Origin of the sequence: Microvirga sp. 3-52 (genome assembly GCF_018383585.1) — a bacterium.
Classification (GTDB): Bacteria; Pseudomonadota; Alphaproteobacteria; order Rhizobiales; family Beijerinckiaceae; genus Microvirga.
This window is the reverse complement of sequence record NZ_JAHAMK010000003.1, coordinates 63,204-89,003: the sequence shown is the minus strand read 5'-3', so window position 1 is coordinate 89,003 and position 25,800 is coordinate 63,204. Positions and strand designations below refer to the sequence as shown.

The 25,800-nt window shown below is 60.9% G+C and carries 28 protein-coding genes; 15 read left to right on the top strand and 13 right to left on the bottom strand.

Annotated features, from left to right (window positions below; translation table 11 throughout):
- Position 1 precedes the first annotated feature (1 nt).
- From KHP60_RS03870 to KHP60_RS03840, 7 genes are all read right to left on the bottom strand, one after another.
- Positions 2-292 carry a hypothetical protein gene (locus tag KHP60_RS03870; protein WP_213562257.1) on the bottom strand — a complete coding sequence of 97 codons (291 nt, stop codon included), beginning with the start codon at positions 290-292 and terminating at the stop codon, positions 2-4.
- A gap of 123 nt (positions 293-415) precedes the next feature.
- Positions 416-793, bottom strand: a complete 378-nt coding sequence (locus KHP60_RS03865; RefSeq protein WP_213562256.1) for an SPW repeat protein — start codon at positions 791-793, stop codon at positions 416-418.
- Positions 794-856: 63 nt separating this feature from the next.
- The gene (locus KHP60_RS03860; protein WP_213562255.1) at positions 857-1,690 is read right to left on the bottom strand and encodes a universal stress protein; all 834 of its coding nucleotides are present in this window, start codon (positions 1,688-1,690) and stop codon (positions 857-859) included.
- A gap of 101 nt (positions 1,691-1,791) precedes the next feature.
- Positions 1,792-2,517: a DUF2270 domain-containing protein gene (locus KHP60_RS03855; RefSeq protein ID WP_213562254.1), complete on the bottom strand. Its 726-nt coding sequence runs from the start codon at positions 2,515-2,517 to the stop codon at positions 1,792-1,794.
- A 636-nt stretch (positions 2,518-3,153) separates the two neighbouring features.
- Positions 3,154-4,074, bottom strand: a complete 921-nt coding sequence (locus tag KHP60_RS03850) for an MBL fold metallo-hydrolase (RefSeq protein ID WP_213562253.1) — start codon at positions 4,072-4,074, stop codon at positions 3,154-3,156.
- Positions 4,075-4,199: 125 nt separating this feature from the next.
- Positions 4,200-4,862, bottom strand: a complete 663-nt coding sequence (locus tag KHP60_RS03845; protein WP_213562252.1) for a peroxiredoxin — start codon at positions 4,860-4,862, stop codon at positions 4,200-4,202.
- 163 nt (positions 4,863-5,025) lie between these two features.
- Complete coding sequence (locus tag KHP60_RS03840) at positions 5,026-5,742, bottom strand: GntR family transcriptional regulator (RefSeq protein WP_213562251.1); 717 nt, start codon at positions 5,740-5,742, stop codon at positions 5,026-5,028.
- A 132-nt stretch (positions 5,743-5,874) separates the two neighbouring features.
- Between KHP60_RS03840 and KHP60_RS03835 the strand changes: the two genes are divergently transcribed.
- The 11 genes from KHP60_RS03835 to KHP60_RS03785 all read left to right on the top strand — a co-directional run bounded on the left by KHP60_RS03835 (position 5,875) and on the right by KHP60_RS03785 (position 16,826).
- Positions 5,875-6,861, top strand: coding sequence for a sialic acid TRAP transporter substrate-binding protein SiaP (locus KHP60_RS03835; protein WP_213562363.1), 987 nt, complete (start codon positions 5,875-5,877; stop codon positions 6,859-6,861).
- 118 nt (positions 6,862-6,979) lie between these two features.
- The gene (locus tag KHP60_RS03830; protein WP_213562250.1) at positions 6,980-7,564 is read left to right on the top strand and encodes a TRAP transporter small permease; all 585 of its coding nucleotides are present in this window, start codon (positions 6,980-6,982) and stop codon (positions 7,562-7,564) included.
- The gene (locus KHP60_RS03825; protein ID WP_213562249.1) at positions 7,564-8,970 is read left to right on the top strand and encodes a TRAP transporter large permease; all 1,407 of its coding nucleotides are present in this window, start codon (positions 7,564-7,566) and stop codon (positions 8,968-8,970) included. The genes KHP60_RS03830 and KHP60_RS03825 overlap by 1 nt, the downstream gene beginning before the upstream one ends.
- 42 nt (positions 8,971-9,012) lie before the next feature.
- Positions 9,013-10,530 carry a UxaA family hydrolase gene (locus KHP60_RS03820; RefSeq protein WP_213562248.1) on the top strand — a complete coding sequence of 506 codons (1,518 nt, stop codon included), beginning with the start codon at positions 9,013-9,015 and terminating at the stop codon, positions 10,528-10,530.
- An 865-nt stretch (positions 10,531-11,395) separates the two neighbouring features.
- Positions 11,396-11,857, top strand: a complete 462-nt coding sequence (locus tag KHP60_RS03815; RefSeq protein WP_249688484.1) for a Tat pathway signal protein — start codon at positions 11,396-11,398, stop codon at positions 11,855-11,857.
- Positions 11,858-11,867: 10 nt separating this feature from the next.
- Positions 11,868-12,554 (top strand): MotA/TolQ/ExbB proton channel family protein, encoded by a 687-nt coding sequence (locus KHP60_RS03810; RefSeq protein WP_213562246.1) that lies wholly within the window; start codon positions 11,868-11,870, stop codon positions 12,552-12,554.
- Entirely contained in the window at positions 12,554-13,000 is a 447-nt protein-coding gene (gene tolR, locus KHP60_RS03805; protein WP_213562245.1) for a protein TolR, read from the top strand. The genes KHP60_RS03810 and tolR overlap by 1 nt, the downstream gene beginning before the upstream one ends.
- Before the next feature lie 17 nt (positions 13,001-13,017).
- On the top strand, positions 13,018-13,890 hold the full coding sequence (locus tag KHP60_RS03800; protein WP_213562244.1) for a TonB family protein: 873 nt from the start codon (positions 13,018-13,020) through the stop codon (positions 13,888-13,890).
- Positions 13,891-14,019: 129 nt separating this feature from the next.
- On the top strand, positions 14,020-14,976 hold the full coding sequence (locus tag KHP60_RS03795; RefSeq protein WP_213562362.1) for an MBL fold metallo-hydrolase: 957 nt from the start codon (positions 14,020-14,022) through the stop codon (positions 14,974-14,976).
- 30 nt (positions 14,977-15,006) lie between these two features.
- On the top strand, positions 15,007-16,611 hold the full coding sequence (locus KHP60_RS03790) for an FAD-dependent oxidoreductase (RefSeq protein ID WP_213562243.1): 1,605 nt from the start codon (positions 15,007-15,009) through the stop codon (positions 16,609-16,611).
- Positions 16,608-16,826: a DUF2783 domain-containing protein gene (locus KHP60_RS03785; RefSeq protein ID WP_213562242.1), complete on the top strand. Its 219-nt coding sequence runs from the start codon at positions 16,608-16,610 to the stop codon at positions 16,824-16,826. Before KHP60_RS03790 ends, KHP60_RS03785 begins: the two co-directional genes overlap by 4 nt.
- 13 nt (positions 16,827-16,839) lie before the next feature.
- On the opposite strand, the gene KHP60_RS03780 is transcribed toward KHP60_RS03785, so the two are convergent.
- The 5 genes from KHP60_RS03780 to KHP60_RS03760 all read right to left on the bottom strand — a co-directional run bounded on the left by KHP60_RS03780 (position 16,840) and on the right by KHP60_RS03760 (position 21,338).
- On the bottom strand, positions 16,840-17,544 hold the full coding sequence (locus KHP60_RS03780) for an ABC transporter ATP-binding protein (protein ID WP_213562241.1): 705 nt from the start codon (positions 17,542-17,544) through the stop codon (positions 16,840-16,842).
- Complete coding sequence (locus KHP60_RS03775) at positions 17,537-18,319, bottom strand: ABC transporter ATP-binding protein (protein ID WP_213562240.1); 783 nt, start codon at positions 18,317-18,319, stop codon at positions 17,537-17,539. The genes KHP60_RS03780 and KHP60_RS03775 overlap by 8 nt, the downstream gene beginning before the upstream one ends.
- Positions 18,316-19,263, bottom strand: coding sequence for a branched-chain amino acid ABC transporter permease (locus tag KHP60_RS03770; protein ID WP_213562239.1), 948 nt, complete (start codon positions 19,261-19,263; stop codon positions 18,316-18,318). The genes KHP60_RS03775 and KHP60_RS03770 overlap by 4 nt, the downstream gene beginning before the upstream one ends.
- Positions 19,264-19,265: 2 nt before the next feature.
- Positions 19,266-20,138: a branched-chain amino acid ABC transporter permease gene (locus KHP60_RS03765; RefSeq protein ID WP_213562238.1), complete on the bottom strand. Its 873-nt coding sequence runs from the start codon at positions 20,136-20,138 to the stop codon at positions 19,266-19,268.
- Positions 20,139-20,216: 78 nt separating this feature from the next.
- Entirely contained in the window at positions 20,217-21,338 is a 1,122-nt protein-coding gene (locus KHP60_RS03760; protein WP_249688497.1) for an ABC transporter substrate-binding protein, read from the bottom strand.
- Between the two features lie 347 nt (positions 21,339-21,685).
- On the opposite strand from KHP60_RS03760, the gene paaG reads away from it, so the two are divergent.
- Genes paaG through KHP60_RS03740 form a run of 4 tightly spaced genes read left to right on the top strand, consistent with a single transcriptional unit; the run spans position 21,686 to position 24,956 of the window.
- Entirely contained in the window at positions 21,686-22,480 is a 795-nt protein-coding gene (gene paaG, locus KHP60_RS03755) for a 2-(1,2-epoxy-1,2-dihydrophenyl)acetyl-CoA isomerase PaaG (protein WP_249688482.1), read from the top strand.
- The gene (gene paaI / locus KHP60_RS03750) at positions 22,480-22,953 is read left to right on the top strand and encodes a hydroxyphenylacetyl-CoA thioesterase PaaI (RefSeq protein WP_213562236.1); all 474 of its coding nucleotides are present in this window, start codon (positions 22,480-22,482) and stop codon (positions 22,951-22,953) included. The genes paaG and paaI overlap by 1 nt, the downstream gene beginning before the upstream one ends.
- A 2-nt stretch (positions 22,954-22,955) precedes the next feature.
- The gene (gene paaK, locus KHP60_RS03745; protein WP_409366250.1) at positions 22,956-24,311 is read left to right on the top strand and encodes a phenylacetate--CoA ligase PaaK; all 1,356 of its coding nucleotides are present in this window, start codon (positions 22,956-22,958) and stop codon (positions 24,309-24,311) included.
- Between the two features lie 9 nt (positions 24,312-24,320).
- Positions 24,321-24,956, top strand: coding sequence for a TetR/AcrR family transcriptional regulator (locus KHP60_RS03740; RefSeq protein WP_213562235.1), 636 nt, complete (start codon positions 24,321-24,323; stop codon positions 24,954-24,956).
- Between the two features lie 29 nt (positions 24,957-24,985).
- Here the strand turns inward: KHP60_RS03740 and KHP60_RS03735 are convergent, their stop codons facing one another.
- Positions 24,986-25,789 (bottom strand): Phenylacetic acid catabolic protein, encoded by an 804-nt coding sequence (locus tag KHP60_RS03735; protein WP_213562234.1) that lies wholly within the window; start codon positions 25,787-25,789, stop codon positions 24,986-24,988.
- Between the last annotated feature and the right edge of the window lie 11 nt (positions 25,790-25,800).

Below are 25,800 nucleotides of genomic sequence, written 5' to 3'. Positions count from 1 at the left end.
ATCAAGGTTTCAGCGTCACCAGGACCTCGCCGGCTGTGATTTCAGGTTCCCCTTGAACCAGATCGGCCAAACTCGCACGAATCCATATCAGGGCCTTCTCGTTCGCCGCAAGTGCAGTGTCACGATCGTCGAACAGAGTGATCGAACCACCGACACCGTTGCCGCAATCGAAGACATGGTACTCCTGGAAGCCCGGAGATTGTCGCAGCATCTGTCCAATTCCGCTCTCGGCCCGCCGGACCGCCTCGGGCATGGAGCGCATGCTTCTGAACTTTCGAATGACCACATACATGGACGTCTCCATCCGCTGCAGACGAACGCAACCCCTGGCAACGACAGAACGGGCGCAATGCTTCACGAACCGGGATCAGACATGCCCGAAGCCAGGACCGCGCTCACGTCGAGCGCGCTACGCTCATCTCGGTTGCCCGCGGCGGGAAACCGTGTCGTCCGGTTCGAGATAGAGCCGGTAGAGTTCGAAGGCGGCAATCGCCACAATACCGAATCCGATGACCACATGAGTCCAGCGCGCGGAGAGCACGCCCTCGAACCAGAGGAGCCAGGGCGCTCCTGCGATCCAGAGACCTGCGATTACATTGAGCCACTCCTCCCAGTCATGGGTCCGGACCGCCGCCAGGAGTGCCAGCAGGACCACGATCCCTCCGCTGAGCCTGGCATTCACGGCAGTCCAGGTCTCCTGACCGAAGCCGAGCAGCCATGGGGAGAGAAACAGGATTCCGCCAAGCGCGGCATTGGCGATGTTGATGGTCATGTCGATGCGGTTGTCGATCATGATCCATGCCCTCCTTTGACCGGGCAAATCACGGTTACACAATCTGCCCCGCTTCGCCGATTCCTAATGGGCCATCAGGACCGGAATACCCGCATGGGCAATGATGTGGCTCGTGGCGCCGCCGAAGATCATCTGCCTCAGACGGCTCTGGGTATAAGCCCCCTTGATGAGCAGATCCGCATGGAACGAGGCTGCATCTTCAAGGATCGCTTCTCCTGGAGAACGCGTGTTCAGCCTGCGTGCCGCCGTCTCGGCTCTGATACCGTTCCGCTGCAGGCGAAGCGCGAGCTCCGCGCCGCTCGGTCCCTCCACGCCCCAACCTTCCAGCGTCAGAACGACGATCCGGCCGGCCTTTTCCAGCATGGGCATGGCGAGTGCCACGGTCCGGGCTGTTTCGGTGCTGCCGTTCCAGGCAATCACGATGATCTCCCCGATGGACGCCGGAGACGAGGGCGGGACCATCAGGACGGGCCGTCCACCTTCGAACAGGGCCGCCTCGAGAGTGGCCAGACGCGGCGGCTCGTCGCTCGCTCCGGGACGGCCGAGCACGATCAGATCGAATACGCGGCCGAAGCTGCCGATATAGCTGTCCCCGAACAATTGCTGGCCGAGCCACCCGCAGGAGGCCTCATCCGGTGCCTCCGTCTTTCGCGGCACCGCACAGGAGAGCATGAATTCCTCGAAGAGGTGCCGAGACCGCTCCACGAGTTCGCGCTGTTCCTTTTCGCTCAGGATCGACCAGCCGACTGGAACATCGAAGGCGATGACATCAGGAATATCGGGACCGAGGGCCAAGCCCTCCACGTGGCTCCCGAACCGGCCCGCAACCAGCAGGGTGGCGTCCAGGACCGAACGGATAAAACTATGCTGCTCAACCGGAACCAGAATGGCTTTCATCGCAACCACCTCGGTTGGCCTGCGAGCCGATGCCTAGAGGATCATCATACTCCCGAAACCCGCGTTCGGCATATCATATCTTCGTGCCGCACCCTGCTCCTTCAGACGTGTACGTTGCCGAAGGCGAGCTCGCCTTCGCCCGTCGGTCTGCGCAGCGCAGCATGAAGGATCCACCCATAGAAGATCGACAGCGCGATAATCACGGCCCACCCGGGAATCGGCCCGATGGCGGCATTCCGGACCCATTCCCCAACCGACATGACAAGGTGGGCTTCGACGGCACTCTCCTGCATCCTGATGAAAGTCGTCTTCACCATCCAGGCGAGCAGCAGGATCAGGAACAACCAGCAATAATTGCGCCGAAGGCGGCGCGAGAGGGCTTGGCTGGTGCTCGTCAGGAAGAGGGGGCGCCTGAGATCGTCTCCGAGCTTTTGGATCCAGTCGTCCGTCGTTCCGTCTTCAGGGGCGAAGATCTGAGCGAAGTAATTACGTTCCATCTGGCGCACGCGATTGCGGTAGACATCGAAGAAGCGGTACCGGCGCGCCTCGATCACCAGCAGCAGCAGAACCAGAACCATGGCGAAGATCAGCACGCCATGGTGAGCCGTCGGCGTGGACAGCGAGACCGACAGCATGGCGGCCACGACGGTAATGGCCCAGTTGGTGGTCCGGTCGATGCGATCGCGCCAACCCGCCATGCGGGCGATTTCGGCGCGATGATAATGCGCCAAGACGTTGATGAACTCGGTCGAGGTGCCGGGAAAGACCGGTGCCTTAATAGACGGGCGCAGGGTCTGAACAATGCCTTGTTCGTTCTTCGGCAGCATGGGCGTTGCTCCCTCAGCCCCGACGGCATTTGGATGGACCGATCAGCTCTGAAGGCTAACCCTTTTTAGGTCTCATCGGGATAACGCTATTATAGCCCCGGAAGGTGATATTCGAAGATTGAGGATGTGTGAAAGGCCTTACCAGATAGCTATCTTTTAAACGAGGTACTTGTCCAAGGTGCTTTCCCGCGCCAGCCATACCGGAACCGGCAGATTCTTGGAGCGCAAGAAGTCCGGTTTGAACAGCTTCGACTGGTAGCGTGCACCATAGTCACACAATACGGTTACAATCGTATGGCCGGGTCCAAGAGGATGCGCAGGATGGATAGCCCCGGCCCCATTGATTCCTCTGCTCTCAACTCGCCCTGCGTATTATAGTTATAAAGGCAGTACCCACTGGGTCAGCCAGACCAATGGCAAACTTGGGATTGCGCTCCATCAGCGCCATTGCTGGCCTGGGCAGCGCACCTCCCCACTCGGCGGCACACAAAACTGTCGGGAAAGCCATTAGTGCGAGCCCAAATCTCCGGGCTAGGCGGCACCGACATGACCGTCACGGCCGGTGTCATTGCCGAATTGATTGGCCCAGATGGCGCCGCTCGGCTCGCCCTTCTCTGGACTTTTGGCGATACTGCGTCAGTCCCAAACGGCATAGGGAAGCGCATCGAGCGGTATCTTGAGGTAACGCGTTCCATTGCTCTCCGGCATCGGCAACCGTCCACCCACCACGTTTACCTGCAAGGCATGCAGGATAAGCTTTGGCATTGGCAGCTTCGCATCCCGCGCCTGACGCATTGCAACGAATTCATCCTCGGTGTGAACCTGGACAAGATGAATGTTTTGGGCCTTCTGGCTGGCAACCGTACTCTCCCATACCGGGGCCCGCCCGCCTGGCATGTAATCGTGGCCTGAGAACAGACGGGTATCATCGGGCAGAGAGAGAATGCGCTGGATGGTGCGCCACAAGGCTCTTGCATCTCCCCCGGGGAAATCGCACCGCGCCGTGCCGAAATCGGGCATGAAGAGCGTATCATGAATGAAGGCGGCATCTCCGACGACATAGGTAATGGATGCAAGAGTATGCCCTGGAGAGAAAACGACCCGGACGTCCATGGTTCCGATCTGGAAATCGTCGCCATCAGCGAACAAACGATCCCATTGCGAGCCATCCGCCTCGAAGCCGCCGAGATTGTAGATCTTCTTCCAGAGCCGTTGAACATCCACGATGCGCTCGCCGATGGCCGTCTTCGCTCCTGTCTGGTCCTTCAAATACCCGCATGCAGACAGGTGATCTGCATGCGGGTGCGTATCCAGGATCCATTCGACTGTCAGGCCCCGCTCCTTCACACGTGCGAGCAAAGTATCGGCCGACGTAGTCGCGATGGAACCCGACTTCTCGTCATAGTCGAGAACCGGATCGATGAGAGCGCAGCATCCAGTTGCAGGATCGGAGACGATGTACTGGACGCTGCAGGTGCGCTTGTCGAAAAACGCATCGACCTGTGGCCGGGCCGTGGAGCGATCGGACGCCGGCTGAGGGAAAGCCTCTGTGTTCATTGCCTCTACTCCTTCAAACGCGGGCGCACAAAACGTTGAGGCCCCTCAAACCGTCATGAAAGGCCGCCCGGATCAGCATGCGGTGGGCTTGGAAGACCGGCATATGCCACTTGTGCCAACCCCTGTCAGGCGCCGGGCTGCGGCACGATTCGGATATAGGGCTTCGGAACTTTCCAGTCTTGTGGGTAAATCTTCTTGGCTTCCTCGTCGGATACCGAACCTGCTATGATGACGTCCTCGCCCTGCTTCCGGTTCGCAGGCGTCGCAACCCGGCGTTTGGCTGTCAGCTGAAGGGAATCAATGACGCGAAGCACCTCGTCGAAATTGCGCCCTGTCGTCATTGGATAGACGAGAACCTGCTTGATCTTCTTATCCGGTCCGACAACGAACACGTTGCACACGGTCTGGTCGTCCGCAGGCGTCCTGCCTTCCGAAGTGCCGCTCGTGCTTGCCGGACGCATCCCATAGAGTTGGGAAAACGTAGGATTGGTATCGCCGATCATCAGGATGTTGGGCGCAGCGCCTTGGGTCTCCCTGATATCCTTGGCCCACTGCGAATGATTGTCCATTGGATCGACGCTGAGCCCGACGACCTTCACATTGCGCCGGTCGAACTCGGGCTTGATCCTGGCCATGTATCCCAGCTCTGTCGTGCAGACCGGGGTAAAGTTCATGGGATGAGAGAAGAGCACGCACCAGGAAGCACCGATCCAATCGTGGAAACGGATGCGCCCTTCCGTCGTCTCAGCTTCGAAATCCGGCGCGATATCGCAAATCTGCAGTGTCATCAGAAACCTCATGCCACAAGCGCGCCTCTTCGCCGGGTGACATATATATACTGCGGAACAGCACCGGTGAAGTGGCGCCCGGCAGGGGGCGAAATGCGCGCCGGCGGTACTTCGTGAGACTCCAGAAACATCGCCCCGAAGCGCCTGACCGGCATCTCTCCTTTCACGGCTGCACGAAGACTTCGGCATGTTCGACCGAGAAGCGCTCCAACTCCTCTACGACCGCTTCCAGATGAGCCTCCATCGCCCGGCGGGCCGCCGCAGTGTCATGGGTATCGAGAGCGCGAAAGATCTCCCAATGCTCCTCGAGAGTTATGACATGGCGCCGGGGCGAGGAGAGAAGGCGGCGCACCCGGTCGATATTCGCGCGCGAGGCGTCGATTACGGAAGCCACCCGCGGCATCTCCAATCCCTCAACCAGGATCGTATGGAATTCCAGATCCAGGGCATGGAAGCCGGGGCGATCTCCCCTCGAGACCGCCTCCTGCTGCGCCTCCAGGTTGCCGCGAAGGGCTTCGATAGCCATGGAGGACAGGCGCTTTGCGGCAGCCTCGGCCACCATGCCTTCCAGAGCCTGTCGGATCAGCATCGATTCCCTGACTTCGGAAAGGCGAATGCGTGCCGCGCGTGAACCGCGCTGGGGCAGGATCTCGACCAGCCCCTCGACCGCCAGACGCGCGAGAGCCTCGGAAACCGGAAATCGGGATACCCCGAGCGTCGCGCAGACAGCTCCCTTATCGATGAACTCGCCAGGAGCGAAATCGAGAGCCACGATGGCGGATCGGAGGCAGCGTTCCACCTGCTCGGTCGTATGCCCCCGTGCTCCCCGCTCGAGGCGAGCAAGGAAATTATATTTTTTTCTCTTGTCGATCGCGTCCATTTGCCTAACATGTTAGCCGAACCGATAGGCGGACGCCACATGCTTGTCGGGTCTCTTACACGAGCGGAGCCGCTCGTGATCATGTTCAACCGGCCGCAGAGCCGGCTTTTCGGAGAAACGCCTATGCCTTTTCTGACCCGCCGCCTAGCGTTCGGCCTCATCGCAGCCGCAACTGCTGTGCTACCTGCTCTGCCTGCCACAGCCCAGACGAAGCTGAAATGGGCCCACGTTTATGAGACCTCGGAGCCTTTCCATACCCAGTCCGTATGGGCGGCGCAGGAAATCGCGAAGCGAACCAGCAACCGCTACCAGATTGACGTGTATCCGGCATCCCAGCTCGGCAAGGAAAGCGACATCAATCAGGGCCTGTCGCTCGGCACCGTCGATATGATCATCTCCGGCCCAAGCTTCGCTGCGCGTAGTTATCCGCCGATCGGCGTCGGGTACTATCCCTATATCTTCCGAGACTCCGCCCATCTGCTCGCCTTCGCGAAGAGCGACGTCTTTAAGGATCTCAGCGCCGGCTACGCCGATAAGACAGGACACCAGATGGTGGCCCTCACTTACTATGGTGTGCGCCACAGTTCCACGAACAAGCCCTTCAAGACCTGCGCTGAAATGAAGGGCCTCAAGATTCGTGTGCCCGATGCTCCGGCCTATCTGGCGATGCCACGCTCCTGTGGTGCCAATACATCTCCGATCGCCTTCGCCGAAGTGTACCTGGCGCTTCAGAACGGCACCGTCGATGCGCAGGAGAACCCGCTGACGACTATCGAGGCAAAGAAATTCTTTGAGGTCCAGAAGCAGATCGTGCTCACCGGCCACATCGTCGATCATCTTGCAACGATCATCTCCAAGCAACTCTGGGCCAAACTCTCGGATGAAGATAAAAAAATCTTCACCGCCGTCGCTCAGGAAGCTGCCGTCCGCGCCTCGGGAGAGATCCAGGCGAAGGAAAAAGAACTGATCGAAACCTTTAAGCAGAAGGGCTTGACGATTACGGAGGTCAACAAGGACGATTTCAAGGAAGCGGTGATGAAGAACGTCACCTTGGAGTCCTTGGGCTATCGGAAAGCGGATTACGACAAGATCCAGGCGCTGAAGTCAGAGGGCCTCTGAGTTCCTTGGAAGGGCCGTCTCCGGGCGGCCCGCCTTTCTCATCGTTCTAAGGCCCCAACGGCATACCGCACCGCCAGGGGAATTGCTCCACGCTTCCAAGGACGAGGTTCAATGAGACATGACGACTGAAGTTCACACCCAAGTCAGCGCCGAAGAACTGGCACAGACGTTTGATGAGAGCGAGCATGCACCAGTGGACCTTTCGGGCTATGCCTTCGAGGATTGGCTAGCCCTGGCCCTGTTCTGGGCGATGGCGCTCGCCGTCTTCGTTCAATTCTTCACGCGCTACGTGTTGAATGATTCCTTCGCCTGGACGGAGGAGATCGCAACCAACCTGAATGTGGCCCTAGTCTTCGTCGGGTCGGCCATGTGCGTCCGCATGAGCCGCCACATTCAGGTCGATTTCCTCTATCGTTACCTCTCTCCTGGTCTTGGTCGCGCGCTGGCGACTGCCATCGATATCATCCGTGTCGCCTTCTTTGCCTATGGAACCCTCCTCATCTGGCGCTTCATGAGCATCGTTGGAGACGAGCAAATGACAACCATCGCTCTGCCAAAGAACCTCAGCTATGCGTTTGTCTTTATCGGCTTTGTCCTGATGTGTTTCCGCTCTGTTCAGGTTGCTGTGGCCAACTGGCGCCGCGGCTTTTCTGTGCTTGAGCGGCCTGAAGCATTCGATGCACCCTTGGTGGCGGAAACCTGATGCTTATCCTGATTGGCTCTTTCCTTGTTTTGATGATCCTTGGGCTGCCCGTGGCCATCTCGATGGCAGTCGCCTCCCTGCTCTACATCCTCGCCAGCGGTACGGTGCCTGACGTCATCGTTGCGCAACGCATGATCGCTGGCGTCGAGAGCTTTCCGCTTCTTGCAGTCCCCTTCTTCATCCTCGCCGGCAATCTCATGAATATCGCAGGCGTCACCGGCCGCATCTATTCATTCGCAGTCGCGCTCGTCGGCTGGATGAAAGGTGGCCTCGGGCAGGTGAATATCGTCGGATCGGTGGTTTTCTCAGGCATGTCAGGGACAGCCATCGCCGATGCGGCCGGTCTCGGAACGATCGAGATCAAGGCCATGAAAGACCATGGTTACTCGACTGAATTCGCCGTTGGCGTGACCGCGGCATCCGCAACCCTCGGGCCGATCATCCCGCCCTCCTTGCCGTTTGTGATTTACGGGATGATGGCGAACGTCTCCATCGGAGCCCTCTTCCTGGGGGGTCTTATTCCCGGCATCGTGATGACGCTCCTGATGATGGGCACCGTGGCCTACTTTGCCCATAAGAACGGCTGGGGTGCCGACACGCCCTTCTCATGGCATCAACTTGGCAATGCCACCATTGAGGTTGTCATCGTTCTTGCGTTTCCTGTCACCGTATGGCTGATGATTCAGGCCGGGCTCTCACCCAACGTCTCCATCGGTATCGCGCTGGCTGTGCTTCTCGCCCTTGACTGGTATTTCGACTTCTCGGCCGTGATGGCCCTGATGGCACCCGTCATCCTGATCGGCGGCATGACGCTTGGCCTCTTCACCCCGACCGAGGCAGCTGTTGCGGCCGTCCTCTGGTCGTTGTTTCTGGGCCTTGTCCGCTATCGCTCCATGACGTTCCGGAGTCTGGCCAAGGCAACCTTCGACACCATCGAGACAACGGCTTCGGTTCTCTTCATTGTGACTGCGGCGTCGATCTTCGCATGGCTTCTAACCGTCAGTCAGGCGGCACAGATCCTCTCGGATGCCATCCTTGGCTTCACGCAGAACAAGTGGGTGTTCCTGCTGCTGGCCAATATTCTTATCCTATTCGTCGGCTGCTTCATCGATACCATCGCGGCCATCACCATCCTCGTGCCGATTCTGCTGCCGATCGTTCTGAAGCTTGGCATCGACCCGATCCATTTCGGGCTCATCATGACTCTGAACCTGATGATCGGATTGCTTCATCCGCCTCTCGGCATGGTGCTCTTCGTCTTGGCAAGAGTATCCAGGCTTTCCGTCGAGCGCACTACTGTGGCGATCTTGCCTTGGCTCGTGCCCTTGATGCTCGCGCTCATCGCAATCACCTATATTCCGGAACTGACTCTTTGGCTCCCGCAGAAGATGGGATTGGGGCGGTAATGAATTGTTCGATAGACATATATGACCATTGATGAGACATTCATGAACACTCCCCGCACGATCCGCCTCTCACCCGATGATAACGTCGTCATCGCCATCGATCTCGTGAAGCAGGGCGCCAGCGCCGCAGGATTGACCGCCCGCGAGCGGATCCTGCGCGGTCACAAGATGGCGGCGGGGCCGATTCGTGAGGGAGAGCCTATCAGGAAGTTCGGCCAGATCATCGGCTTTGCCAAGACCCATATCGCCCCGGGCGAATGGGTGCATGAGCACAATGTCGGCTTGCACGACTTCGAGCGCGATTACGCATTCTGCGTCGACGCACGGGAGGACGATCTGCTTCCGGCCGATATTCGGGCCACCTTCCAGGGATACCGCCGTGCTTCGGGCCGGACAGGCACCCGCAACTATATCGGGATCCTGACATCGGTGAATTGCTCGGCCTCCGTTGCACGTTTTGCCGCAGCTGAAGTGGAGCGCTCCGGGGTTCTTCGCGATTATCCCGGCATTGATGGTATCGTGGCGATCGTCCACGGCACAGGCTGCGGACACGCGGCTTATGGCGAAGGGTTCGATATCCTGCGCCGCACACAATGGGGGTATGCGAGCCATCCCAATTTCGCCGGCGTAATCATGGTCGGCCTCGGCTGCGAGGTGTTCCAAATCGGCCGGATGAAGCAGGAGTATGGCCTGACGGAAAGCGAAACATTCCGCACGCTCACCATCCAGGAGACAGGTGGCACCAGGCGCACCGTGCAGGCCATTGTCGATGCTGTGAAGGACATGCTCCCGATCGTCGCCAAGGCTCAGCGCGAGACGCGCCCCGCATCGGAGCTGGTGCTCGCCCTCCAATGTGGCGGTTCCGACGGCTATTCGGCCCTCACCGCCAACCCGGCCCTCGGCGTCGCGTCGGATCTGCTGGTACGCCACGGCGGAACGTCGATCCTGTCCGAAACACCTGAGATCTACGGGGCGGAGCATCTGCTAACCCGACGGGCCGCCACGCGGGATGTCGGCGAAAAGCTCGTTTCGCGGATCAGGTGGTGGGAGGATTATACGGCTCGCAACGGCGGCGAGATGAACAACAATCCATCACCCGGCAACAAGGCAGGCGGACTGACGACGATCCTCGAAAAGTCCCTAGGGGCGGCGGCGAAAGGCGGACGCTCCACGCTTCGTGCCGTTTACGAATATGCCGAGCCGGTAAAGGATCATGGTTTCGTCTATATGGATACGCCAGGCTACGATCCTGTCGCCGCGACGGGCCAAGTGGCCGGCGGTGCAAACCTGATTGCCTTCACCACCGGACGGGGCTCGGCTTTCGGCTGCAAGCCAGTGCCGTCCCTGAAGCTCGCCACGAACTCCGATATCTACCGCCGCATGCTGGACGACATGGATATCAACTGCGGCGATATCCTCGACGGCGTTTCTCTCGAGGCGAAGGGAAAGGAGATCTTTGAGATCCTTCTGCGCGTCGCATCCGGGGAGCATACGAAGTCGGAAGACCTCGGCTACGGTGACCTTGAGTTCGTTCCCTGGCAGGTCGGCGCGACGATGTGAGCACACTTAGGCAATCGATATATCATTCCAAGTAAACCTCGTCGCAGATGCCCGTGCGACAAATCTCCTGCCCGGGACTGCGTTAACCAAAAAGTAACCATGCCGAAGCGAATATCGTCGTGCTGATCCAGCACGGATCAACACTCTCCCATAAGCGAACGGGGCGCGGATGTACCGCCTCGATTCGCTTTGGGATGCAGTGGCAGTATGCAGGGGACCCGGATCCAGAGGTGACCCAGCGGGTCTCGATTTCCTCATGGATGCCAATTGCTGTCATCCAAGCCCCAGGATGGATGACTGACACAGGCGGAAACTACCGCCTCCTTAGCCAAGCACGTAAAGGACCACTCCAAGCGCTGCAATCACACCGACGAACGCGTAAGGATACCAAGTGGGAAAGGGCTTTTCGTGACCGTTGAAGCTCAAGCAGGATCTCCTGGACTAAGAGGCACGCCCTCTCTTCTTCGCGCAAAATGGTATTTTCGTGAAAACCATTTTGAGAATTGCCGAGGTTCCGTGTGGGAGCAAGATCTGGGACGAAGCAAGGAATGAGCCTTGATATTCCTCATAATGGCGTAACGGACTCCAGGAAAATTACTTTGAAGCACTTTTAAAGAAGCGAATTCCATCCCGATCTCAATGCGGTAGCGGCTGTTTTAGAATACCTCTGATTTTATCCTAAGCCCTTGATCAATCTGGATTCTTTCAGATATCTCATCGGGGATGCCCGCGGGAATTCTCCCGATCTTGGGCATTCGATTGACCTGCCGACGACACCCGCGCTCAGCGCCTTCATCGAAGGCTCCCGAACTGCGCATCACGTCGGACAGTCGCTCGCCAGCATGAGGAGAACGAATTCATGGGCATGAGCACCTGGAATGAGCCTGGGTTTGCAGCCGGCAGCGTCTTCGCATGCTTGGCCCTGCTCCTGCCTTTCAGCGGGACAGCACTTGCTCAGGACAGCGAATCGCCTTCAAGCCCCTTGCGCATCGAGTTGAACAAGGTCGAGGCATCAGGAGACAGCTGCAGGACCTACTTCCTCATCGACAATCAAAAGGGCGAAAGCTGGAAATCCCTGAAGCTCGATCTGTTCGCTCTCGATACCGATGGCGTGGCTGCCAAGAGGATTGCCGTGGAGATAGGTCCGGTGCCTCGCCGCAAGACGCTCATCAAGCTCTTCGACTTCCCCGGGCTGAACTGCTCCCGCTTCGGACGTGTTCTCCTCAACGATGTCCTGACATGCGAAGGCGCAACCAGTTCTCGTGAAGATTGTCTGTCCGTGATCGAGACGGCCTCCAAGATCGACACCGTATCCTTCGTGAAGTGAGATTGCCATCATGAACGAGATCATGCCTGCGGCATCGCATGACATGTCTTTCCTCGGCCTGTTTCTGCAAGCCGATCCGATCGTCAAGAGCGTCATGATCCTGCTCGTTCTGGCCTCTCTCGGCTGCTGGACGATCGTATTCGAGAAGCTTCTGCGCTTCAGTAACATCCGTCGTCAGGCCCGTGCTTTCGAAGCTGCGGCTCGCTCGGGCGACAGGCTTCATCCGCAGATGGCTGGGGCGACAGGCCGGATCGTCGCGGCAGGTCATGAGGCCTGGCGCGATCAGGATGTTTCCGAGAGTCGTGCGGAGCGGCGGGAACGTATCGAGCGCGCCATGCGGGCTGCGCTCTCCGTCGATATGCGCCAGCTTCAAATCGGCTTGCCCTTTCTGGCCACCATCGGCTCGGCAGCACCCTTCATTGGTCTGTTCGGCACGGTCTGGGGCATCATGAACTCCTTCTCGGCCATCGCTGCGAGCCAGGATACGAGCCTCTCCGTCGTGGCGCCCGGCATTGCCGAAGCCTTGTTCGCAACGGCCATCGGCCTCGTGGCAGCTATTCCTGCCGTGATCGCCTACAACAAGCTGACGACGGATCTCGGCCGCCTGCAGCAATCTTTTGCCGCCGGCATCACGGCGCTCGGTGACCGTCTGGCTCGCGACCGCAAATCCCACGTTCGAGCAGAGGCTGCCGAATAATGGGTATGGGACCAATCCGGACGCAGGACACGGACGACGAGTTCGGCACCGCCCCTCTGTCCGAGATCAACGTTACGCCGCTCGTGGACGTGATGCTCGTTCTGCTCATCATCTTCATGGTGGCCGCACCGCTCATGACTGTCGGCGTGCCCGTGCAGCTGCCGAAGACGGCGGCGCCGAAAGTATCGCAGCCGAAGCAGCCGGTCGTCGTCACCATCGACGCGCAGGGGCAGCCGTTCCTCGACAAGGAACCCCTTGCCCCTGAGACCATGATGCCGCGTCTGCGGCAGCTTGCGAGCGTAGACCCGAGCCAGGTTGTCCTGGTCCGCGGCGACAAGGCCGTTCCATACGGGCGCATCATTGAGATCATGGGCCAGATCAACGCTGCAGGCTTCAGCAAGGTGTCCCTGATCGCGCAGGCTCCTAGCGGATCCACCGCGCAATAGCACCTGCAGCAGGTCCGATGTTCGTTCAAAGCATAAGATCGACGCAGGAGCCGAGCCGGCTCGGGATTGCCTTCATCGCGGCGCTCCTTCTGCATGGCGCCGCACTGACGGCGGTGACACTGTGGCCGTCCGATGCCGAGAACCCGCCCGGCGAGCAGGAGATCACTATCGATCTCGCCCCCGCGATGGAGGAGATCGTTTCTGTCGGCCCATCTCTCGAACAGTCCCGGGAGGTACCGCCTGTCGAGACGGAGCCTCTGCCAATTGAACCGGAGACTGTCGAAGAGCAGCCTCCCGAGGAGATTGTCGAGACCCAGCCGCAGGAAGTGACCGAAGCTGTGCCTGTGGAGGTCTTGCCGGTCGAACAGGAGACGACGCAGACAGACGCTGTCATCCTCCCGCCGCCTGAAGTTGTGGTCGCCAAGCCACTCGAGGAGAAGCCCGCCCCCAAGCCTGAGAGGAAGCCTGCGCCGAAGCCCGTGGAGCGCAAGCCCCGTCCACGCCCGACGGTCGCGGAGCCGAAGCCGCTTCCGTCGGACGCGCGCCAGGGGCAGGCTTCAGCCTCGCGGGAGAATACGGGCGGTCAGGCAGCTTCGGCCGATCCGAACGCGCGTAACCGCTACTTGGCCAGTCTTGTAGCTTCATTGCGCAATCGGCTGCGATATCCAGACGTCGCACGGAACCAGGGGGTGACGGGTGTCGCAACCGTGCGGTTTACCATGGACCGGTCGGGCCGCATCGTCAGCGCGGCTCTTGTGCGGAGCGCAGGTCACCCAGCCCTCGATCAGGCTGCGCTTGCTGCGGCAAGCCCTGGATCGTCCCTTCCGCCCATACCGGACTTCATCCCGCAATCGTCATTCACCGTGCCGCTACGCTTCAACTTGCGTTGAGCTGAACTGCGGTCACGAACTTGACGGTCGCAGGATCGCGACTACCCTGTCCTCGACGCCGCCAGCCACTTGCACTGCAGCCGTTAAGATCCTGCAGATGGGCTGCCAAAAATGACAGGGAGAATCGCCATGTCCGAGAAAGCCTTTGCGTCGACGGGGGACACGGCGGCGAAGACGGTGTCGTTTACGGAGATCGGGCCGGATCTGTACGCCTACACGGCCGAGGGCGATCCCAACTCCGGCATCATCGTGGGCGACGAGGGCTGCCTGGTCATCGATGCCCAGGCAACGCCCGCCATGGCCGAGGACGTGATCGCCCGCGTGCGAACCGTCACCGACAAGCCGATCCAGTACGTGGTGCTCTCGCATTACCACGCGGTGCGCGTGCTCGGCGCCTCGGCCTACCAGGCGCAGGGCATCATCGCGTCGAATGCCACCTACGATCTCATCGTCGAGCGCGGCGAGCAGGACAAGGCCTCCGAGATCGGCCGCTTCCCGCGCCTGTTCCGCGGCGAGAGCAGCATCCCGCCCGGCCTGACCTGGCCGACGCTGACCTTCGAGAGCGGCATGTCGGTGTTCTTAGGAAAACGCGAGGTCAAGCTGTTCCATCTGGGGGCCGGCCACACGGCGGGCGACATCGTCGCCTGGGTGCCGGATGCCGAGGTGATGTTCACCGGCGATCTGGTGGAGTATCACTCCGCCTGCTATTGCGGCGACGCCTACCTGCGCGAGTGGCCGCAGACGCTGGATGCGATCCTCGACTTCCAGCCCAGGGCGATCGCGCCGGGCCGGGGCGCCGCGCTGCAGGGCGAGCAGGCGGTGCGCGAGGCGGTGGCGATGACGCGCGACTTCGTCACCACCCTCTATGGAGCCGCGGAGTTGTCGGTGGCGCGGGGGCGCTCCCTGAAGGAGACCTTCGCCGCCACGCGCGCGGTGATGGATCCGAAGTTCGGCGACTTTGCCATCTACGAGCACTGCCTGCCGTTCAACGTCTCGCGCGCGTTTGACGAGGCCTCCGGCATCGACCACCCCGTCATCTGGACCGCCAAACGCGACCACGATATGTGGGCCGAACTCCAGGGATAGCTGGTACGAACTGGAGGAAATGGACACGCCATGAACACCCGCAAGATCCTCTACCAGTTCGGCTACCGCCGGTGCGCGGACCAGGATCGCCCCTCCCCATCCCGACACCCTGTCATCGTCGTCGGTGCGGGACCTGTCGGGCTTTGCACGGCCATGGACCTGGCGCAGCGCGGCATTCCCGTAGTGCTTCTCGATGATGCGGATCGGATTGGAGAAGGGTCACGCGGCATCTGCTATGCGAAGCGCACCCTCGAAATCCTCGACAGACTCGGCGTTGCCGGAAGCTGTCTTGAAAAAGGCGTGACCTGGAAACTCGGCAAGGTGTTTCAGGGTGACGATCAGCTCTACGACTTCGACCTTCTGCCCGAGGACGGGCACAAGATGCCGGCCTTCATCAACTTGCAGCAGTATTATCTTGAGCGTGCACTCGTGGAGCGCGCCGCGGAACTGCCCAATCTTGACATTCGCTGGCGCAACAAAGTGAGTGATCTCAAGCACCGCAACGACGGCGTGACGCTCACCATCGAGACACCCGAGGGATCCTACGATCTTGATGCCGATTGGGTGGTGGCGGCGGACGGTGCGCGCTCGTCCTTACGCGGAATGCTCGGGCTCAAGTTCCAGGGTGAGGTCTTCGAGGATCGCTTTCTTATCGCGGATGTGAAGATGAAGGGTGATTTTCCGCCCGAGCGCTGGTTCTGGTTCGACCCGCCCTTTCACGACGGCCGCTCTGCTCTTCTTCACAAGCAGCCGGATGATGTCTGGCGCATCGACCTGCAGCTCGGTCCCGATGCAGATGCGAAGGCCGAGCAGGCGCCTGAGCGCGTAATTCCCCGGCTCCGCCAGATGCTGGGGCATGACGCCTTCACACTCGAATGGGTATCGGTCTACACGTTTCAGTGCCGGCGCCTCGAGCGTTTCGTGCACGGCCGCGTGATCTTTGCCGGCGACGCCGCCCATCAGGTTTCGCCCTTCGGCGCTCGTGGTGCGAATTCCGGCATTCAGGATGCGGAAAACCTTGCCTGGAAGCTCGCGCTCGTCCTCAAAGGCGAGGCACCGGAAGGTTTGATCGATACCTACGATCTCGAACGCTCCGCAGCCGCAGACGAGAATATTGGCCATTCGACCCGTTCGACGGATTTCATCGCTCCGCGCTCGGCACAGGAGCTGCGCTTTCGCGATGCCACCCTTGCTCTCGCGCGTCATGCGCCTTTTGCCAAGCGAATGGTGAATTCCGGCAGGCTTTCGATGCCGTCGACCTATGAGACGCCTCTGTCGACTCCCGATAGCGACGCATGGTCCGGTTCGGCGCGGCTCGGCGCGCCTCTGCCCGATGTTCCCATGCGCGACAGCAGCGGCCAGCCGATCTGGCTGCTCGAGGCTGTGGGCGGTGAGGAAACCCTCATCCATGTTCCCAATGGAGCTACCCTGCCAACCGGCAAGCGCGTTCTCGTCATCGGCAAAGACCTGATCGATGTGGAAGGCCTCTTTGCCGAGCGGTTCGACACGACCTCCGGCAGCACCTACCTCGTACGCCCTGACCAGCACCTTGCGGCACGCTGGCGTCGTGCGACGCCTCCGTTGATCGAACGCGCCTCCCTTCGCATGAAGGGATTCGAAGGGGACTATGTATGAGCGCACTCGTGACCGAAAGCCGCTTCTCCGATCCGGATCGGGCCTATCGTGCACTGATCGAGGCCCATCGGGGCTTGTCGGACGAGGAGAGCGCCGCGCTCAATTCCTCCCTCGTGCTGATCCTCGCCAATCATATCGGCGACCAAGCCGTGCTCCAGGAGGCACTCGCCCTTGCCAAGCAGACCATGGAGCAGACGCAGCCGGCGTCAGGTTGATGCGGCAGATGAATTACGCGACACCGAGATAGGCCGCCTTGACCTGAGGATCGGCAAGGAGCGTGGAGCCTGCTCCGCTATAGGCCACCTTGCCGGTTTCCAGCACGTAGCCGCGATCTGCAATCGCCAAAGCCGCGCTGGCGTTCTGCTCGACAAGGAGAACGGTGATGCCGTCCTTCTTGAGCGACACGATGGCTTCCAGGATCTGATCGACAAGGAGCGGCGACAGACCCAGCGACGGTTCGTCCAGCAGCAGCAGCTTGGGACGCCCCATGAGCGCACGCCCGATCGCCAGCATCTGCTGTTGACCGCCCGACAATCCGCCCGCCATAAGATGCTTTTTCTCCGCAAGTATCGGAAACATCGCAAAGATGCGATCGCGATCCTGACCGATCTCTCTGTCACGTCGCCGATAGGCACCAAGCCGCAGATTGTCCTCGACGCTCAGCGGCCCGAACACCTGCCTGCCTTCCGGCGATTGCGTAATGCCCAGCTCCACCCTCAGGTGAGGCGGCAGGCGGTCAATGCGCTCTCCCTTGAAGCGGATCTCGCCGCCGGTGATCGGCTGGATGCCCGAGAGCGTACGCAGCAGCGTCGTCTTGCCCGCCCCGTTGGATCCGATCAGCGCAACAATCTCGCCAGTCTGAACATCGAGATCGATGCCCTTGAGCACCTCGATCCGTCCATAGGCGCTGCGCAGGTTTGCGACCTCAAGCACGGGCAGCCTCCCGTGCACCGTGTTGTCCCAGATAAGCCTCGAGGACCCTTGGATCATCGCGCACCTCTCGCGGCGTTCCTTCGGCAAGCGGGCGTCCGCGCTCGAGCACAAGAATTCTGTCGGAGATCTTCATCACGAGCTTCATGTCATGCTCAACAAGAACGACAGCCACACCTCTGTCGGCGACCTGGCGGATCAAGTGGTCGATCTCTTCGGTTTCCACCGCATTGCAGCCGGCGGCAGGCTCATCGAGAAGAAGCACACGCGGTTCAGCGGCAAGCGCGCGGGCAACTTCGAGGCGCTTGCAGGCGCCGTATGGTAACGAACCTGCGGGAACATCGGCGACGTCCTTCAAGCCCACATAGGCGAGAAGATCGAGAGCCGCCGTCCTTGTTTCGCGGTTCTGGCGCGTGACCGCAGGAGTTCTGAACAAGGCCGGCAGAAGGCTGCAGTTTTCTCGGAGATGGCGCCCCACCATCACGTTCTCGCAGGCAGTCATACGCTGGAAGATCTGCAGATTCTGGAAGGTTCGGGATAGCCCACGCGCGGCCAGCTTGTGAGGAGCAAGCCCTGTCACATCCTCGTTGGCGAGCTGAATCGAGCCGCGGCTCGCGGCATAGACACCGGATACGATATTGAAGAGGGTTGTCTTACCGGCTCCATTCGGTCCGATGATCGACAGGATCTGTCCGGGGGTGACCGAGAAACTCACCCCGTCGACCGCCTTCACGCCGCCGAAGGAAATGCCGATATCCGTTGCCTTCAGGATGCTCATGAGCGTGCCCTCCGGAAGACGAGGGCCGAGAGGCTCGGCACGATGCCATTGCGCATGAAGATCATCGCCACGATGATGATGAGGCCGAGCAGAAGATGCTCGTATTCCTGAAAGACGGTCAGAGCCTGCGGAAGCGTCACAAGGACGGCTGCGCCGACGATGCTCCCGACAACGGATCCGAGACCGCCGATCACCACGATGGTGACAAGTTCCACGGAATGCAGGAAGCCGGCCTGATCCGGATTGATGAAGCCGTTCATGAACGCAAGGGCGGAACCTGCAACCGAAGCATAGACGGCGGCGATCACGAAGGCCTGCAACTTGAAGCGGGCGACATCGAGACCGACCACCTGCGCAGCCACCTCACTGTCATGCAGGGCGCGGAAGGCCCGGCCTGTGGGCGTCTCGTCGAGATTAAGCGCGATCCAGGTTCCGATGAGCAGGAGCCCCCCCGTCACCCAGTACCATGTATAGGACCCGCTGACCCGCCAGCCGAAGAGAGACAGTCGTTCAACCGGCATGCCATCCGGTCCGCCGGTCCAGCGGCTTTCCGTCGTGATGACGAGAGCCACGAGGACGCCAAGGCCCAAAGTGGCGATGGCGAGATAATGCCCTTTCAGCCGCAGGATCGGACGGCCGACCAGATAGGCGAGAACCGCCGAGAGGAGGGCTCCGATGAGAATCGCAACCCATGGAGGAATGCCAAGATGCGTCGGCCCGATAGCTACGGCATAGGCGCCGATGCCGAAGAACGCTGCATGTCCCAGGCTGACCTGACCCGCCTGCCCCATGAGGATGTTGAGGCCGATAGCCGCGAGCGCGGACACCCATACGAGCGAGGCGACGCGAAAATAGTAGCTCGACGGAAAGATGAGCGGGAGAATGGCGATCACGACCGCCAGCACCGCGAGTGTGATGAAGCGTTGGTTTACCAAGGCACGCATTCTCACACCCTCTCCACGGCACGGCGCCCGAACAGGCCCTGAGGCGCCGCGAACAGGACGATGAGGATGACCAGGAACGCAAAGGCATCCTTGTAGGTCGAGCTGATATAGCCGGCGCCGAATGCCTCCAGCAGGCCGAGCAACATACCGCCGACGACCGCGCCGACCGGATTCCCCATGCCGCCCAGCATGGCGGCGGCAAAGCCCTTCAAGGCCAGCAGCGTGCCGACGTCGTAGCTCGTCAGGGTGATCGGCGTGACGAGTATCCCGGCAATCGCCCCGATGGCGGCGGAGCCGCCGAAGGCGAGCGCCATGATCGTGGTCGTGTTGATGCCGACCAGACGCGCTGCCAGACGGTTCGCGGCCGTTGCCAGCACAGCCTTGCCGAGAAGCGTATGTTCGAGAAAGATATAAAGGGCAAGGACGACGACCGCCGTACCTCCGAGCACCCAGAAGCTCTGTGGCTGGACGGCAGCGCCCAGCATATCAACCGGCGTGTCGCCCGTGAAAGCGGGCAGTTTATGAAATTGCTTGTCGAAGACGATGGCCGCGAGGCCACGCAACAGAATCGATGCACCGATGGTGATGATGATGAGCGTCACGGCCGATGCGCCACGCGCCGGCTCGATGGCGAAGCGATGCAGCAGGAGCCCGATCGCAATGGCTGCACAGATGGCGATCACGGCTGCCAGCGGCAGGGGCACACCAGCAGCAGCCGCGAACACCGTCACCATGCCGCCGAGCATAACGAACTCGCCCTGCGCGAAATTCACCACCCCCGAGGCGTTGTAGATCAGGGTGAAGCCAAGTGCGACCAGTGCATAGACGGCTCCGACCGTCAGACCGGAAATGAGGAACTGGAGAAACTCGGCCATCATGCTGTCCCGCGACCTTCAGGTTGCCGGACAGGAGGCTGATCGTCAGCCTCCTGTCCGATCGTTTGCAGCGAGAGATCAGCTTCCGGAGGCGACAAGGTTCCAGTCGCCGCCCTTGATCTCGAGCATGCGGAACGCCGAGAGATCGAGGCCGAGATGGTCGGCCGGTGACATGTTCACGATGCCGCCTGTGCCGACGAACCCCTTGGTCTTCTCGATCTCGTCGCGGATCTTCTGGGGATCGGTCGAGTTCGCGCGCTTCATGGCCTCGACCAGAATGAAGAGACCGTCATAGGCATGGCCGCCGAAGGTCGAGACCGGCTGCTTCGTGGCGGTCTCGTAGGCCTGCCTGTACTCGGTCACGACCTTTTTCTGCGGATCGCTCTCTGGCAGTTTATCGCCGACGAGGAGAGCCGCGGCCGGCAGGCGAACGCCTTCCGCGGCAGCGCCTGCCAGATCGATGAAGCTCTTCGAGGCTACGCCGTGGCTCTGGTAAAATGGGATGTTGGTCATGCCGAGCTGGGCATAGTTGCGTGTCACGATGGCCGGTCCCTGGCCGAAGCCCGGATTGACCACAGCCTGCACGCCGGCCGTATTCTTGATCTTCGTGAGCTGAGCGGTCATGTCGCTGTCGCGCGGGCCGTAATTCTCGTCGATCAGAATCTGCATGCCATAATTTGGCGCGACCTTGACGCATTGCGCACGCATGGATGCGCCGAAACCGTCCGTGCCCGAGATCAGGCCGATCTTGGTGAGATTGCGCTTCTTCAGATCCTCGAAGATCTTCTCGCACGCCATCTTGTCGGTGTGCGGCGTCTTGAAGACGAATTTGCGGACCGGATCGATCACCTCGATGGCACCGGCCAGAGAGATGAAGGGAACCTGCGCCTCTTCGAACACCGGGATCATCGCCATGGTGCTGCCGGTAGTCGTGCCGCCGACCATCGCAATCACCTCGTCATCCTCGATGAGGCGAGTCGCGAAGGTACGCGCCTTGTTGGCATCACCGCCGTCATCGTAAATCACGAGCTCGATCTTCTTGCCGGCAACGCCGCCAGCCGCATTGATCTTGTCGACATAGATCTTAAGCGTCTTGTCCTCGGGCTCACCAAGGAAAGACGACGGTCCAGTAACCGAGAGAACCGATCCGATCTTGACGGTATCCTGCGCGAGCGCACCTTGAGCGAGACCGAGCCCCATGGCACTGGCGACCAGCAGGGTTTTAAGAGTTGCCTTCGAGTTCATTTGTTTCCTCCGGGTTTCGTTGTCGTTTGTTGTTCTTATTGTTGCGCAAAGCGTCAGGCTGCCAAGAGCCTGCGGATCGTTGCGGGAAGAGAGCAATGGGAAGGGATTGTGCAAAGCCGGCGCAGCTTTGCACGCGTATCCTGTCGACCGTCGAAACACGCCATCCCGCTATGCTCCCTGAAGGGCCGAGTATTGGCTCATTGACGCTGCTTCTTCCATCAATATAATTGACCGGACGGTTGGTCAATAGTAAACAAGTCGCAAGACCATCCGCTTGCCATCAGCGAAAATTCGGGAGGGCCATGGTGGAGAACGATCTCATCGTTACGGAGCCTCGAGAGGGCTATCGCGTCATCACCCTCAACAGGCCCGATCGCCTGAATTCCTTCAACGAGGCGATGCATGCGGCCCTGATGTCCGCCCTTGACGACGCCGAAACCGACGGCAGCTGCCGCGCTCTCATTCTCACCGGTGCCGGACGCGGATTCTGTGCTGGACAGGATCTCTCGGACCGTGTCTTCAGACCCGGCCAGGTTCCGGATCTCTCGTCCACCCTGGAGCGTCTCTACAATCCCTTGGTGCGCAAAATCCGTTCGCTGGGGATGCCCGTCATCTGTGCGGTCAACGGCGTTGCAGCGGGAGCTGGCGCCAACATTGCCCTTGCCTGCGACATCGTCCTGGCGGCCCGTTCGGCCAAGTTCATCCAGGCCTTCGCCAAGCTCGGCCTCGTCCCGGACTCAGGCGGGACCTGGTTCCTGCCGCGCCTCGTCGGCACGGCGCGCGCCCGCGCCCTCGCCCTGCTGGCCGAGCCGGTTCTGGCGGAGCAGGCAGAAGTCTGGGGCATGATCTGGAAAGCGGTCGACGACGCCGTCCTGATGGATGAGGCGCATCGCCTCGCCGCTCACTTTGCGGTTCAGCCGACTGTCGGCCTTGGGTTGATCAAGCAGGCGCTCGATGCATCCGAGACGAATGATCTCGACCAGCAGCTCGATCTGGAACGCGATCTGCAGGGGCAGGCCGGCCGCACGCCGGATTATCTCGAAGGCGTCACGGCCTTCTTCGAGAAGCGTCAGCCAAAATTCTCCGGGAGGGCCTGATGGACGTGCAACCGTCTCTCTCCAATGATGGACCGCAGAAGGTCGCCCAGGCTTGCGCGGAAGCCATGTGGGCTGGGGATCAGGCAAGCCAGGGACTTGGCATGGTGGTCGAGCGCGTATCACCGGGCGAGGCGGTGATCTCAATGACGATCCGCCCCGACATGACGAACGGACACGGCATCTGCCACGGCGGTTTCATCTTCACGCTTGCCGATTCGGCCTTCGCCTTCGCGTGCAACACCTACAATCAGCGGACGGTGGCCCAGCACTGCGCGGTGACGTTCCTGCAGCCGGCCCGGCGAGGCGACAAGCTCACGGCCCATGCGGTCGAGCGCAATCGCTTAGGACGCTCCGGCATCTATGACGTGACCATCCGCGACGGCAAAGGCGAGGTGGTTGCCGAATTCCGCGGTCATTCCCGCACCATCGCCGGCACGCTTCTTGGCCCCGAGACCGATCAAGACACCCAATAAGAATGAACGAATGGGAGGTTCCCTTGCTTCAGATCCCGCTCCGCAAGTTGTCCGAGCTCAAGCCCCAGCCGGCGCTTCTCGATCGCTTCGAACTGGCATCACGGGACGAGCTTGCCGCCTGGCAGCGTGAGCGCCTCGCCTGGACCTTGCGCCATGCCTATGAGAACGTGCCGCACTACAAGGCGAAGCTCGACGCGGCGGGCGTTCATCCGGATGATTTCAAGGATCTGGGCGATCTCGCCAAATTCCCCTTCACCACCAAGTCCGACCTACGGGACAATTATCCCTTCGGCATGTTCGCCGTCCCTCAAGACCAGATCGCCCGTGTGCACGGCTCGTCGGGGACCACCGGCAAGCCTACGGTGGTCGGCTACACGAAGCGTGACATCGACACCTGGGCCGACGTGGTGGCCCGCTCGATCAGGGCGAGCGGAGGGCGTCCGGGCATGAAGGTGCATGTGGCCTATGGCTACGGCCTCTTCACGGGTGGATTAGGCGCGCATTACGGCGCCGAGCGCCTCGGCTGCATGGTCATCCCCATGTCAGGCGGCATGACCGAGCGCCAGGTCCAGCTGATCCAGGACTTCCAGCCCGACATCATCATGGTCACACCGTCCTACATGCTGGCGATCCTCGACGAGTTCCGGAAACAGGGCCTCGATCCGCGCCAATCCTCGCTGAAGGTCGGCATCTTCGGCGCCGAGCCCTGGACGAACGCCATGCGGGCGGAGATCGAGGAAGCCTTTGACATCCATGCCGTCGACATCTACGGGCTCTCGGAAGTCATGGGTCCCGGTGTCGCCTGCGAGTGCGTGGAGAGCAAGGACGGGCTGCACATCTGGGAAGATCACTTCTATCCCGAGGTGATCGATCCGCTGACGGGCGAGGTTCTTCCGGACGGCGAAGAGGGTGAACTCGTCTTCACCTCACTGACCAAGGAAGCGATGCCCGTCATCCGCTACCGCACCCGGGATCTGACGCGTCTCCTGCCCGGCACCGCACGCAGCATGCGCCGCATGGAGAAGATCACCGGGCGCACCGACGACATGATGATCATCCGCGGCGTCAACGTCTTCCCGACCCAGATCGAGGAAAAGCTCCTCACGATCCAGGCCTTGTCGGGGCATTACCAGATCATCCTGACCCGCGAGGGACGGATGGACCAGATGGAGATCCGGGCAGAGATCCGGCCGGACTCCGATTACCCGGAAACAAGGAAGGCGGCCGCCGAGCGCCTGAGCCAGGCCATCAAGGATACCATCGGCATCACGGCCCAGGTGAATGTCCTCGATCCGGAAGGGATCGAGCGCTCGCTAGGCAAGGCACGGCGCGTCATCGACCGCAGACCCAAAGAATAGAAGAGCCCCATGGCACGCACCCGCGCCACCGATTACGACGACAAGCGTCGGGCGATTCTCGATCGCTCGGCCGAGCTTTTTGCCGAGCATGGCTACGACCGCGCGTCGATGAGCAGGATCGCAGAGGCCTGTGGCGTCTCAAAGGCCAATCTCTATCACTACTACAAGGACAAGGAGGAACTGCTCTTCGACGTCATCCGCTTTCACCTCGAAGAGCTGCTTGAAGTCGTGGAGGCCGCCGACCATCCGGACCTTGCGCCGGAAGCGCGCCTCAAGGAACTGGTCGCGGCCCTGCTGGAAGCCTATCGCGACGCCGATGCCCAGCACAGCGTGCAGATCAACGGCCTGCGCCTGCTGCCCTCCGACCGCCAGGGCGAACTCAAGACGATGGAGCGCGACCTGGTGCGGATCTTCTCCGATGCCGTTGCAGGCGTTGCGCCGCAGCTCAAGGGAACCAAATTGCTCAAGCCGGTGACCATGTCCCTCTTCGGCATGATCAACTGGCATTATCTCTGGTTCAAGAACACCGGCGAGGTGACCCGCGCGGATTATGCCGAGCTGGTTTCGCAGCTCATCGTGGACGGCACACGCAATCTCCATGCGGAATCCGCCGGCTCATCGCGGCGCGTCAGCGCTGCGGGATAGCGCGTCTGGAAAGCCTTGCCGGCCAAAGGTCACTGCAGGGAGACCTGATCGCCGATCTCGAGCGAAGCCTGTCCCGGGACGCCAAGTCCAAAGCGCGACAGCATCGGATGAATGAGATCCTGCCATTGGGCACTTAGCCCTTCCCTGCCCTTCTGACGCAATCCGTACTTACGGTGCTGAGCGAAATGATCCGACGTACTGCTGCCGAAGGTGTCGGCCACGCGCGGATACCAATAGTTGACGGATGCCTGGGCGTCCGTCCTGTCGTGTCCCCTCGCCAACGCAGCCTGCAATCCCTGCTCGCCCAGCTCCGCGTGGCGCCTTTCGACAGGAAGGATGTTCGCCAAAGTATCGGCGAGAGGCTGGTAGGAACCGCGTGTCAGCTCGTCGAGCTGCACCACCGTGGCCTGTCCCATCAGGCAGTTCATCACCACCGCGTCGACCCACCCGTTGATCGGGTAATGGAACACGTTGAGACGCATGTCTCCCTCCATGCGCCGCGTGCCGAGATTGACGCTGCGGTCGAGGCGGGACGCCCAGGGATGGGCGCCCACGTATTGCGCCGTATTGGCGCCGAACTGCTCCATCAGGTCCAGAACCTGGCGGGCATGGTTGAATTTCTCGAAGACGATGCGCGTGGCGATGATCCGCTCCTTCAGCCCAGGAGCGAGATTGATGCAGTCGGCGAAGCCCGAGGCGCCCGCCATCTCGGAATCGACGAAGATCGCCATCAGGCGCATGAGCTCGCCGCGATAACGAGGCGTGACGTTGTCCGGCGCACTCAGGCGACCGCCGCCGACCACGAAGCTGACGAGGCTTTCTTCATCGACCATGGCAGCACCTC